Source organism: Thomasclavelia saccharogumia DSM 17460 (assembly GCF_000686665.1).
Lineage (GTDB): Bacteria > Bacillota_I > Bacilli_A > Erysipelotrichales > Coprobacillaceae > Thomasclavelia > Thomasclavelia saccharogumia.
The window spans coordinates 25,587-38,991 of the sequence record NZ_JMLH01000014.1 but is presented as its reverse complement, the minus strand read 5'-3'; the positions used below and the strand labels follow the sequence as shown (position 1 = coordinate 38,991).

At 26.6% G+C, this 13,405-nt stretch carries 12 protein-coding genes and 1 other RNA gene; all 13 read left to right on the top strand.

What is annotated here, in order from left to right:
* Positions 1–5: 5 nt before the first annotated feature.
* The 13 genes from gyrA to dnaX all read left to right on the top strand — a co-directional run bounded on the left by gyrA (position 6) and on the right by dnaX (position 13,394).
* Positions 6–2,450, top strand: a complete 2,445-nt coding sequence (gyrA, locus tag BR82_RS0104805; RefSeq protein WP_027089260.1) for a DNA gyrase subunit A — start codon at positions 6–8, stop codon at positions 2,448–2,450.
* Positions 2,451–2,648: 198 nt separating this feature from the next.
* Positions 2,649–3,869 carry a Fic family protein gene (locus BR82_RS0104800; protein ID WP_027089259.1) on the top strand — a complete coding sequence of 407 codons (1,221 nt, stop codon included), beginning with the start codon at positions 2,649–2,651 and terminating at the stop codon, positions 3,867–3,869.
* Positions 3,870–3,978: 109 nt separating this feature from the next.
* Positions 3,979–5,259 carry a serine--tRNA ligase gene (gene serS / locus BR82_RS0104795; RefSeq protein WP_027089258.1) on the top strand — a complete coding sequence of 427 codons (1,281 nt, stop codon included), beginning with the start codon at positions 3,979–3,981 and terminating at the stop codon, positions 5,257–5,259.
* Positions 5,260–5,275: 16 nt separating this feature from the next.
* Positions 5,276–6,100 (top strand): Cof-type HAD-IIB family hydrolase, encoded by an 825-nt coding sequence (locus tag BR82_RS0104790; RefSeq protein WP_027089257.1) that lies wholly within the window; start codon positions 5,276–5,278, stop codon positions 6,098–6,100.
* A gap of 185 nt (positions 6,101–6,285) precedes the next feature.
* Positions 6,286–6,717: a LytTR family DNA-binding domain-containing protein gene (locus tag BR82_RS0104785; protein WP_027089256.1), complete on the top strand. Its 432-nt coding sequence runs from the start codon at positions 6,286–6,288 to the stop codon at positions 6,715–6,717.
* A gap of 11 nt (positions 6,718–6,728) precedes the next feature.
* Positions 6,729–7,115 carry a DUF3021 family protein gene (locus BR82_RS0104780; protein ID WP_027089255.1) on the top strand — a complete coding sequence of 129 codons (387 nt, stop codon included), beginning with the start codon at positions 6,729–6,731 and terminating at the stop codon, positions 7,113–7,115.
* Between the two features lie 98 nt (positions 7,116–7,213).
* The gene (locus tag BR82_RS0104775) at positions 7,214–8,152 is read left to right on the top strand and encodes an ABC transporter ATP-binding protein (protein WP_027089254.1); all 939 of its coding nucleotides are present in this window, start codon (positions 7,214–7,216) and stop codon (positions 8,150–8,152) included.
* Positions 8,153–8,202: 50 nt separating this feature from the next.
* Entirely contained in the window at positions 8,203–9,282 is a 1,080-nt protein-coding gene (locus BR82_RS0104770; protein WP_051592743.1) for an ABC transporter permease, read from the top strand.
* On the top strand, positions 9,269–10,417 hold the full coding sequence (locus tag BR82_RS0104765; protein WP_027089252.1) for an ABC transporter permease: 1,149 nt from the start codon (positions 9,269–9,271) through the stop codon (positions 10,415–10,417). The genes BR82_RS0104770 and BR82_RS0104765 overlap by 14 nt, the downstream gene beginning before the upstream one ends.
* Positions 10,418–10,432: 15 nt before the next feature.
* Entirely contained in the window at positions 10,433–10,936 is a 504-nt protein-coding gene (locus BR82_RS0104760; RefSeq protein ID WP_027089251.1) for a GNAT family N-acetyltransferase, read from the top strand.
* A 53-nt stretch (positions 10,937–10,989) separates the two neighbouring features.
* An RNA gene (ffs, locus tag BR82_RS16640) (signal recognition particle sRNA small type) lies at positions 10,990–11,077 on the top strand.
* Positions 11,078–11,096: 19 nt separating this feature from the next.
* Entirely contained in the window at positions 11,097–11,546 is a 450-nt protein-coding gene (locus BR82_RS0104755; RefSeq protein ID WP_027089250.1) for a nucleoside deaminase, read from the top strand.
* A gap of 81 nt (positions 11,547–11,627) precedes the next feature.
* The gene (gene dnaX / locus BR82_RS0104750; protein WP_027089249.1) at positions 11,628–13,394 is read left to right on the top strand and encodes a DNA polymerase III subunit gamma/tau; all 1,767 of its coding nucleotides are present in this window, start codon (positions 11,628–11,630) and stop codon (positions 13,392–13,394) included.
* Positions 13,395–13,405 lie beyond the last annotated feature (11 nt).

Here is a 13,405-nt window from a genome sequence, read left to right as displayed (position 1 = left end):
AAATGATGGAAGAACGCGGAATTAGAAAAGTAAAATTAACATCGGAAATGAAAAACTCTTTTATGCAATATGCAATGTCAGTAATTGTATCAAGAGCTTTACCAGATGTTCGTGATGGATTAAAACCAGTTCAGCGACGAATAATTTATGGAATGAGTGATCTAGGATGTACACCTGGAACACCTTATAAAAAATCTGCTCGTATTGTTGGAGAAGTAATGGGAAAATATCATCCTCATGGAGATTCTTCTATTTACGAAGCATTAGTTAGAATGGCTCAAGATTTTTCATATCGTTATATGCTTGTTGATGGTCATGGAAATTTTGGTTCTATCGATGGTGATGGAGCAGCAGCACAACGTTATACTGAAGCTAGAATGTCGAAGATATCTAGCGAATTAGTACGTGATTTAAAAGAAGATACAATTGATTTTATTCCTAATTATGATGGAGAAGAACAAGAACCAGCTGTATTGCCAGCGCGTATACCTAATTTATTAATTAACGGATCAACGGGAATTGCAGTAGGAATGGCAACTAATATTCCTCCTCATAATTTATCTGAGGTTATCGATGCAATCTTGGCAGTAGCTAAGAATCCCGATATTACAATTGTAGAATTAATGGAAAATTATATTCAAGGACCCGATTTTCCTACCGGTGGATATATTTTAGGAAAAAGTGCTATAAAAAAAGCTTATGAAACTGGTAATGGTTTAATTGTGATGCGAGCTAAAACAGAAATTGAAGATAAAGGGAATAAGAAAGTAATTGTTGTTACTGAAATTCCTTATATGGTAAATAAAGCTCGGATGATTGAAAAGATGTCACAATTGGTTCGAGAAAAGAAAATAGAAGGAATTACAGAAATTCGTGATGAATCAAATCGTGATGGAATTCGTGTAGTTATTGAATTGCGTCGTGATATTCAACCAGAAGTTATTTTAAATCAACTTTATAAATTAACATCTTTGCAAACAACTTTTGGTGCTAATTGTATAGCTTTAGTAAATAATGAACCAAAAACATTAAATTTAAAAGAAATGATTACTTTATATCTTGAACATCAAGAAGAAGTAATCAGGAGAAGAACAAAGTTTAGATTAGCTAAAGCTGAAGATCGAGCTCATATCTTAGAAGGATTGAAAAGGGCTTTAGATCAAATCGATGCAATCATCGATTTAATTAGGTCAAGTCGTACTACTGAAATTATTCAAACAAGATTAATGGAAGAATTTAATATGTCTGATAAACAGGCTAAAGCAATTAGGGAAATGCAGTTACAGCGTCTAGCTGGTTTAGAAAGACAAAAGATTGAAGATGATTTGAATAAACTATTAGAAATTATTGCTGATTTAAAAGATATTCTTGAAAATAGGGAGCGTTTATTATCAATTATCCATGATGAATTAGAAGAAATAAAAGATAAATATGGGGACAAAAGACGTACTGAAATTATTCAAGGAACTTTTGATTTGGAAGATGAAGATTTGATTCCTGTAGAAGATGTAATTATTTCACTTACAAATAATGGCTATGTCAAGAGAATGCCAGTAGATACATATAAGAGTCAAAATCGTGGTGGTCGAGGAATTAAAGGCATGTCAACAAATAGTGATGATATTGTTACTTCATTAATTAATATGTCGACTCATGATGATCTTTTATTCTTTACTAATTTTGGTAAAGTTTATCGTTTAAAAGGTTATAACATACCTGAATTTGGTCGAGCAGCAAAAGGGCTGCCAGTAGTAAATTTATTGAACTTAGATAAAGGTGAAAGCATTAAATCTATGATCAGTATCAATCGTAAAGATATTCAAGAAAATAGTGATCGTTATTTATTCTTTGCAACTAAAAATGGACTAGTAAAAAGAGTACCAATAAATGAATTTGAAAGAATTCGTCAATCTGGTAAGATTGCAATTAACTTAAAAGAAGATGATCAATTGGTTCAGGTTAAATTAACGAGTGGAAATGATCAAATTTTAGTTGCTGCATCAAATGGAAAATTAGTGCGTTTTGAAGAAACTAATGTTCGACCAATGGGACGTAGTGCCAGTGGTGTAAAGGGTATTAATGTTGATGGTAGTGAAGTTATTGGAATGACAACTGATAAGGAAGGAAAATTTATTATGGTTGTCACAGAACGCGGTTATGGTAAGATGTCACCGTTAGAGGAATATCGTTTATCTAATCGTGGTGGAAAAGGTGTTAAAACCATCAATGCTACTGAACGTAATGGTCAAATCGTTGCTTTGCGGGCTGTTAATGGTGATGAAGATTTATTAATTATTACTGATGATGGAATTATGATTCGTCTACCAATGGAACAAGTAAAAACTGCTGGTCGAGCTACTCAAGGGGTAAGATTGATCAAAGTTAGTCCAGAAAATAAAGTTTCGTCAGTAGAAGTTGTTGAAAAAGCTACTGAACAGGATGATAAATAGTTGTGAAAAAGGAATGTAATTGAATAGATAAAATTATCTATTTATATTTACAATCCTTTTTTAATTAAAAATAATTAGTAAAATTTGACAATTAAATACACTAATGATATATTATCTGTAAAATTATTAAAAAATTTATACATGTGTAAGTATAATTAGTTTAAATATATATAATAATTATAGATGGGAGGTTTTTTTATGATATACAAGACTTTAGAAAAACAATATCATTATACAAATTCATCTGAATTTAAAAAAATATATCAAAATAAGATTAATAATGAAACAGCAATAAATTTTAATATCACAATAAATAAAAATCCTGCATTTATGATTGTTAATCATGAAATATTACAATTAGTTTCTCAAATATATCATTTAAATAATAAAATAATTGAAAAGTGTAATGATTTACCAGGTATTGCAAGACAATATTTTATAAAAAATACTCTAATAGAAGAAATTATTAAGACAAATGAAATTGAAGGAATTCATAGTACTAAAAAAGAACTAAAAGAAGTATATGAAAATGTAATTAATAAAAATTTAAAAAAAAAGAAGAGTCGCTTTTATGGTTTGGTAAATAAATATAATAGTTTAATTAATAATGAATACTTAAAACTTACGACATGTGATAGTATTAGAAAATTGTATGATGAAATAATGTTAGTCGATGTCATTAATGAAAGTTCTGATAATCAGCCAGATGGTGAAATATTTAGAAAAGAAGCAGTTGAAGTTATTAGTGAATATGATGGAGCTATTCATAAAGGAATTATGCCAGAGATTGAAATAATAAATTATATGAATGAAGGATTAAAAATATTAAATGATCAGGCAATTAATATTTTTATTAGAATAGCTGTATTTCATTATTTATTTGGATATATTCACCCATTTTATGATGGTAATGGAAGAATGAGCAGATATATATCAAGTTTATATTTAAATGATGAGCTTGATATTTTATGTGCTTTGCAGTTATCGATTAGTTGTAAAGAGAGAAAAAATGATTATTATCGTGCTTTTAAATTTACAAATGATGTAAGAAATAAAGCTGATCTTACAGGTTTTGTTATTATATTTTTAGAAATAATAGTAACAGGACTTGAAAATCTTTTAGAAATTGTAAGTGATAAATTAGAACAGTACAATTTAAATAAAAAAATGTTAAAAGAAATTTGTGATAAAGAAGATGTATATCATTTATTAAATGTATTTTTACAGTGTACATTATTTGATAATGAAGGATTAAGTTATTATGATTTAATGAATATTACTAATTTATCTAGAACTACGATCATTAATAAAATTAAAGATATTAAAAATTCTAGTTTGAAAGATTTATTGATTGAAAGAAAAATTTCAAGAGAAAAGCATTATCAGTTAAATATCGATAAGTTATATGATATGGTTTAAATGAGATGATTTATTGCCGAGGAAATAAATTATAAACATTTTGATAATAATTGAATAAGATGAATAATTATTGTATAATTTAAAAAAATATAAGCAAGGGAGAATTAGAATGATTGATATTGCAATATTAAGAGAAAATCCAACCTTAGTAAAAGAAAATATGAAAAAGAAATTTCAAGATGAAAAGATTGGATTAGTAGATGAAGCTTACAAATTAGATAAAGATTATCGAGAAGTTTTAACAAAAGCTAGTGAATTAAGAGCAATGCGTAATAAGTTGTCAAAAGAAATTGGTCAATTTATGCGTGAAGGAAATAAAGAAGCTGCCGAAAATAATAAAAGAAAAGTTAATGAAATGGCAGAAGAGTTAAAGCAATTAGAGGAATTAGAAGTAAAATATGGTAGTGAGTTAAAAGCTATTATGATGAAAATTCCTAATTTCATTGATGAATCTGTGCCTTTAGGAAAAGATGATAGCGAAAATGTGGAAATTACTAAATATGGAGATCCAGTAATACCGGAATATGAAATACCTTATCATACAGAAATAATGGAAAAATTTGAAGGTATTGATATGGATAGTGCTGGACGTGTTGCTGGTCAGGGATTTTATTATTTAATGGGAGATATTGCCCGGTTGCATTCAGCAATTCTATCATACGCACGTGATTTTATGATTGATCGCGGTTTTACTTATGTTATTCCACCATACATGATTCGTAGTAATGTTGTTACTGGGGTAATGAGTTTTGAAGAGATGGATAGTATGATGTATAAAATTGAAGGGGAAGACTTATATTTGATTGGTACATCTGAACATTCGATGATTGGAAAATTTATTGATAATATCTTAGATGAAGATAAATTGCCTTACACATATACTTCATATTCACCATGTTTTAGAAAAGAAAAGGGTGCTCATGGTATTGAAGAACGTGGTGTTTATCGAATTCATCAATTTGAAAAACAAGAAATGATTGTTGTATGTAAACCAGAAGATAGTAAAATGTGGTTTGATAAATTATGGAATAATACTGTTGATTTATTTAGATCATTAGATATTCCAGTAAGAACTTTAGAATGTTGTTCTGGTGATTTGGCAGATTTAAAATCTAAGAGTATAGATGTTGAAGCTTGGTCACCAAGACAAAAGAAGTACTTTGAAGTTGGATCATGTTCAAATTTAACAGACGCCCAAGCTAGAAGATTAAATATTCGTATAAATGGTGAAAAAGGTAAATATTTTGCACATACATTAAATAATACAGTTGTAGCTCCACCTAGAATGTTAATTGCTTTTCTTGAAAATAATTTGAATGAAGATGGTAGTGTTAATATTCCAAAAGCATTACAGCCATACATGGGAGGAAAAGAAAAGATAACTAAATAGTTATCTTTTTATCTATATGAAAAAATTATATGTTACTGATTTAGATGGCACTTTATTAGATAGTAATGGAAGAATAAGTAACTATAGTATTGAAACAATAAATAATTTGATTTCTAAAGGAATGATTTTTACATACGCAACGGCAAGATCGTTAGTTTCAGCAGCTCCAGTAACTAAAGGTCTGACTAAAAATTTACCACTAATTATTTATAATGGAACATTTATAGTTAATAGTGAGACTGGTAAAATTATTCATAAGAATGTTTTTAATAAAAAACAGATAGGATTAATTAAAGAAATAATGGAATCTAATCAAGTAAGGCCAATGGTTTATGCATTAATTAATGATAGAGAAAGAGTTACGATCATTAATAACGATTTAAATGAAGGAACTAAATACTATTTAAAAAGTCATCAAAATGATTATCGAATCAATTTGACAGATGATTATAATAGTTTATATCAAGGCGAAATATTTTATTTTACTGTTATTGGTGAGTATAAAGATTTAAAACCAATATATGAGAAATTAAAAAGATGTGATGATTATAATATTACATTTCAACAAGAAATATATCGTGAAGAATACTGGTTAGAAATTATGCCTCAAAGTGCCTCTAAAGCAAGTGCAATTTTAAAATTAAAAAATATTTTAAAATGTGATGAAGTGATATCATTTGGTGATGCAATTAATGATTTACCGATGTTTGCAATATCTGATCAATGTTATGCAGTAAGTAATGCAGTTGAAAAATTAAAGCACTGTGCTACAGATATAATTTTAAGTAATGATGAAGATGGTGTAGCACGTTGGTTAAATGAACACTATCATAGAGATTAATAATATAAATTAAATATCGGAATAAAAAGTACACTTTAAGATGTACTTTTTATTATTGTAGTTTATTTAAATATTAAAGTGTTATTGATTTTTTTGCATTTCGTTGGGACAAAGTGTATCTTACTTAAATATGATAGGTAAAAAGATAATAATATGATAAACTAATTTTATAAAGGAGGAGTTAGATGAAGATCGTTATTGAATGTAAGGAAGATAGTGAATTAGAAATAGTTATTCGATGTAATAAAGTTGATGATAATATCAAGAAAATCATTTCTTTACTAGAAAATAATAAATTTATTATTGGAAAGTTAAATAATCGTAGTTATCAAATTATGATCAATGATATTTATTATATTGAAGCTAATGAAGATAGGGTTTTTCTTTACTGCAAAGATAAAGTTTATGAAACAAATTTAAGATTATATGAATTGGAAAATAAATTAGAAACTTGTTCCTTTATACGTATCAGTAAATCTATTTTATTGAATTTAAATAAATTAGATAATGTTAAAGCACTATTAAATGGTCGTTATGAGGCGATGTTAATAAATAATGAAAAATTAATTATAACTCGACATTATGTAAGTGATTTTAAAAAGAAATTTGGAATGTAGGTGATAATTTTATGAAAAAAATAAGAATTTGGTTTATCACAACTTGTATCTCATTTACTTTAGTAATTTTAGTACAGACAGTTTTAGGTGGAAGTTATCTAAACGATAAATATATTATTGATATATTTAAAATTTGTGTTTTGATTAACTTATTTGTTAATATGACGCATTGTATGAATATTAAAGAATGGATATCAGATTTAATTTCAATTATTGAAATAGCAGGAACCATAATTATTGTTAATTATTTATCGGGATTTACAGTAAGTATTGAAAATAGCTTTATTATTCTAATTATATCTACAATTATTTATTTTATTTGTTGTGGAATAGTATACATAAAAAATAGTGATGATGCTCGCAAAATAAATGAAAAAATAAAACGCTACCGTAGTTAGCAACTATTAGTTGCTAAAAAATAATAATCTGTAATCTAAAGTTGGTGGCTGCTTGTGATAAATTTATGTATAGTGGTGATATAAAAGGAGGAGATAATATGGAAAAAATCATAGAAATTAAAAATCTAACTAAAAGATATGGCAATCTAGTAGCTTTAGATGATTTTAGTTTAGATGTTTATGAAGGTGAAATATTAGGTTTATTAGGACCTAATGGTAGTGGTAAGTCTACTACTATAAATACTATTTTATCATTATTAAAGTATGATTCTGGTAAAATTTGTATTTTTGATCAAGAGATGAGTCCAACTGCCTATGATATTAAAAGTAAAATAGGAGTTGTTTTTCAAGATGTTGCAGTATTTGAAGAATTAAGTGTAATTGAAAATATTGATTATTTTTGTGGACTTTATATTAAAGATAAAAAAATTAGAAAGAGTTATGTTCAAAATGCTATAGATTTAGTAGGTTTGAATGAATTTAAAAAATTTAAACCTAAGGAATTAAGTGGAGGATTATTAAGAAGATTAAATATTGCTTGTGGAATAGCTCATAAACCAAAATTAATTTTTTTAGATGAACCAACTGTAGCAGTAGATCCTCAAAGTAGAAATAATATTCTTGAGGGAATAAAAAAATTAAATGAATTAGGAGCTACAATTGTCTATACTACTCATTATATGGAAGAAGTAGAGCAGCTATGTAATCGAATTGTTATTATGGATAAGGGTAAAATAATTGCTTCAGGAACAAAAGATGAATTAAAAGATATGATCAGTTTAGGTGAGAAAATTACGATTGAATTAAAATCAATGAATCAAGCTTTTATTGATCGTTTAAAAAATAGTAAGCGAGTAATTAATATTGAAATTGAAAATAATATAGTTCATATTTCTTATAAAACGAAAGAAGATAATTTAAGTAAATTAATTGATTATGTTCGTGAAAATAATGTTAGTTATACGAGTATATTTAGTGAACGTCCAACATTAAATGATGTTTTTCTAGAACTAACAGGAAAAGAGTTAAGAGATTAATGTTTTTTCACTTTTTCAAATATCAATTTAAAACATTAATTAGAAATAAAATGGTAATATTTTGGACGTTAATATTTCCACTTGCTCTTGCTACTTTTTTTAATTTAGCATTTTCTAATTTAACAGCTAGTGAAAAATTTGAAACAATTAATGTTGCTCTTGTTGAAAAACAAGAAAATTCATATTTTAAACAAACATTAGAATCATTAGAAAATGGTAATGAAAAACTAATTAATTTAAAAGTTAAAAGTTTGAACGAAGCAAAACAATTATTAAAAGATGAGAAAATTAAAGGTTATTATCTTGTTAGTGATAAAATTGAATTAGTAGTAAATGATACTGGAATTGATGAGACAATTCTTGAAAGTATTGTAAATGAGTATAATAGTACAATGAGTACAATTAAGAATATTACTGATTTAAGTCCTGACATTCTACAAACTAATATTTTAGATGCTGTTAATTTATCTAAGGATAATTTTAAAACATTGAATATTGGTGGTAATACGGACTTAACCGTTGTATATTTTTATACTTTAATTGGGATGAATTGTTTAAATGCCAGTTTTTGTGGTCTTAGAACTACGAGTCAGATTGAAGCTAATCTTTCAAGACAGGGAACAAGAATAGGAATTTCACCTATTTCAAAAATAATTACTGTTTTATCGGGAATTTTATCAGCTTTTATTATTCAGTTTGTAATTATGATGATTTTGATGGCTTATCTGATTTTTGGATTAGGTGTTGGTTTTGGCAATCAAACAGTTTATATTATTATTTTAATTGCTATAGGATGTTTTACTGGCGTGGGATTAGGTAATTTTGTTGGAAATGTTTTGAAATTTAAAAAGGAAGATACAAAAATATCTTTTTTAACAAGTTTTTCATTAGTACTATCGTTCTTTTCGGGAATGATGATCATTGATATTAAATATTGGATGCAAACCAATTTACCAATATTAGCATATATCAATCCTGTCAATCTAATAACTGATGGATTATATGCTCTTTACTATTATGATAATTTAAATCGTTATACAACAAATATGATCTACTTATTTATAATTGGTGTTCTTCTAATTGCAGGATCATTATTCTTCACAAGGAGGAAGCAATATGACAGTATTTAAAAAATATTTAAAAATTGCCAATACTTATACCTTACTAATAATTATATATACAGCTATATTTCTTGGATTAGCAATATTTGCAGGAACATATAATTCTAGTACAACTGAATATAAAAGTGTAGATATTAAAGTTGCTGTTATTAATCGAGATGAAGATAGTAATCTAATTAAAGGATTAAAAAAATATATTCAAGATTCTGGTAAATTAATTAATTTAGATGATCAAGAAGAAAAATTACGTGATGCCTTGTTTTATCGAACTGTTGATTATATTATGATTATACCTAAAAATTATACATCTGATTTTATTAGTGGTAAGAATGTTCAAATTGAAACAATGGAATTACCTGATTCTTATAATAGTATCTATAGTAAGAATCTTTTAAATAAGTATTTAAATACTGCTAATTTATATTTAAAAGCAGGAATTAGTGATCAAAAGCTAACTAAATTAATTAAAGAAGATTTAAGTAAAAATATAGAAGTAAGCATGTTGGAAAAGAAAAATGATATTGATTTTACAAAGGCTGCTACCTATTATAATTTTTCTAATTATATGTTAATAACTATAACAATGGTTATTGTAACAATGATCATGGTATCTTTTAATGAAGAAAAGATAAAACACCGTAATCTAGTATCACCGGTAAGTTATAAAAGTATGAATCGTCAATTATTATTAGGAAATTATACAGTTGGATTATTTATTTGGTTATTATATGTTATATTTAGTTTTATTTTATATAGTAAAGCCATGATGACAATAAATGGATTATTGTTAATAATTAATTCACTTGTTTTAATGCTTTTTATTCAAGCATTGAGCTTTATGATAGCAAAATTTACAAGTAACCGTGAAATATTAAGTGGTGTAGGAAATGTTTTTGGTTTAGGATCAAGCTTTATATGCGGGGCTTTTGTTCCCCAAAGTATGTTAAGTCCATTTGTATTAACTTTAGCAAAATTCTTACCTTCATACTGGTTCATAAAAGCTAATAATGAAATTGTTAAATTAAATGATTTTGGTTTTGAAGCTATTAAACCAGTTTTAATAGATATGTTGATAGTTTGTGGATTTACTTTATTAGTATATCTTGAAACACAAATTATTACAAAAATAAGATTAAAAAAATAAAAATGGGGTGAAAAGATGAAAATAGAATACTGTGAAGTTTTACCTAATGATGCTAAAAGAGTCATTGAATATTTAAATATTGTTGCTGATCAAACAACAAATCTTACTTTTGAATCTGATGATAATAAATTAAATGAAATTCAAGAGATGGAATTAATTCAAGAAATTAACGATGATCCTAATTCTATAATGATCGTTGCAAAAGATGATGATCAAATTGTAGGGCTGGTTTCATTAAATGGAAATTCTAAAAAACGTTTGAAACATCATGCAAGTTTGGGAATATCTGTATTGAAAGATTATTGGAATCAAGGAATTGGTTCAAATCTACTTTCTGCTACTATTGGTTATGCAATCGAAGCTGGTTTAGAAATTATAGATTTAGAAGTAGTTACTGATAATATGGCAGCAATTGTATTGTATAAAAAATTTGGATTTGAAATTATTGGACGTTATGATAATTATATGAAAATTGGTGATGAATATTTGAATGTTTATTTAATGAATTTATATTTATAAAATAAATATTAAGTTTATTATTGAATTTGATGAATTAATGTTATATAATTATTTTTGCCATTACAATAGGCGGCTTCGAACCATGTCAGGACCGGAAGGTAGCAGCATTAAGAATAACCGTCTGTGTGTAGTGGCTTTTTTATAAAAAGGGGAATTTTGCATGGAACAAGATATTAAGTTTATGGAAATTGCATATCAAGAAGCGTTAAAATGTTTAGATAAAGATGAAGTACCTGTTGGAGCTGTTATAGTTAAAGATAATCAGATAATAGCGCAGGCACATAATCTTCGTGAAACGACTAATTTGGCTACAGCTCATGCAGAAGTTATAGCAATTAATGAAGCTTGTAAAAAATTTGATTCTTGGTATCTTGATGAGTGTATATTATATGTAACTCTTGAACCATGTGTAATGTGTTCTGGAGCTATAATAAATAGTAGAATAAAAAAAGTAGTTTTTGGGGCATATGAAAAAAGGTGGCTGGCTTTGACTACTATCTATAATTCAGAATCACCTGTTAATCATAGACCAGAAATTACTGGTGGAATTTTACAAGAAAAATGTTCAAAAATAATTAAAGATTATTTTAAAAATAAAAGAAAAAATTAATATAATAAAAAATTAAATTTTTTATTATATTTATCTTTTTAATTATATAGTATAATAGATAAGGATGAGGAGTGATTATAAATGTCTTATAAAGCTTTATATAGATCATATAGACCCCAAACTTTCAATGAAGTTGCTGGGCAAGAACATGTTGTAACTACATTAAAAAATGCAATTAAAGAAAATCGTATTTCTCATGCTTATTTATTTGCTGGTCCCCGAGGAACTGGTAAAACTACTGTAGCTAAGTTACTCGCAAAAGCTTTAAATTGTACTGGAGATAATCCTCCCTGCGATACTTGTCCTAATTGCAAATCTATAACAGCAGGAGAGCATCCTGATGTTATTGAAATTGATGCTGCTAGTAATAATGGTGTAGATGAAGTTCGAGATTTGATAGATAAAGTGAAATATGCACCTATAAATGGAAAATATAAAGTGTATATTATTGATGAAGTTCATATGATGTCAACAGGGGCATTCAATGCGTTATTAAAAACTTTAGAAGAACCACCAGCACATATTGTTTTTGTTCTCGCAACAACTGAACCGCATAAAATTTTGCCAACAATCATATCTAGATGTCAACGATTTGATTTTAAAAAAGTTGATGAAAGTGATATTATTGATAGATTGGAATATGTTTTAAAGCATGAAAAGAAAGAGTATGAAGTAGCTGCTTTAAAAATAATTGCAAAATTAGCTGAAGGTGGAATGCGTGATGCTTTAAGTATTTTGGAACAGTGTTTAGCTTATGAAGATAAATTAACTGTAGAAAGTGTTAATAAGATATATGGTTTATTATCCATGGATAATAAAATTATATTTATTAAAAAATTACTTTCTAAAGATTTAAAGGGAATATTAGAATCATTAGATAATATGCTTAGTACAAGTATTGATATTAAAAGATTGACATATGATTTAATAGATGTTTTAAAAGATGTAATAATTTATAAAAATACTCAAGATATTGATATTTTATTTGTATTATCTAAAGATGATATTGATAATTTAGTTCCGTATATTTTAATTGAAGAAGCATTTAAGATAATTGATATTTTAATAGAAGCAAGTTCTCATTATAGTCAATCTTTAGATGCAAAAACATATTTTGAATTAGCAATGTTAAAAATATGTAATAATGTAAAAGGTGAAAATAAAGTTCTTCTTGAAGAAGAAAATAATTTTATTGAAAAAGCAAAAAGAGTAGAAGAAGTAGAAAAAGAAGATGATTCTGAAAAAATAAATGAAATAGAAGAAATAACAACAGAGACAGCCAAGCCAATAGATCAAAATAAAGATTTGAAAAAAGATGAAGATAAAAAGATTAAAAATAATATAGTAAAAAAAGTTTCAAATAAAAATATTGATGTTTCATTTGATGATATTTTGAATATTTTAGTCCAAGCTGATCGAAGAATATTAAATGAAATAAAAGAAAAATGGTCGGTAATTGCAAGATATCGATTCAATCTTAATACAGCAAAATTTGCCTCAATGTTATATGATGGTAATCCTGTTGCAGCTTGCCAGGGAGGCCTTATTATTACATTTGAGCATCAGCCAAATGTAAATGAGATTAATGAAACAGAAAACTATTATCAATTAAAAAAATTTCTTCAAGAAGTATTAGGACAAAGTTATGATTTTATAGCAATAAAAAGTAGTGCATGGCCTGATATAAGAAATAAATATATTGAAATGAATCGTGCAAAAGCTCTTCCTGAAGCAAAACCAATTGTTTTACATCATATCGGAGCTTTTCGAAATTTTCAGAAAAAATTAAATGATGCACAATCAATGGCAATTAAATTATTTGGAGATCTCGTTGAATTTGAAGAATAGAGGGAAATTAT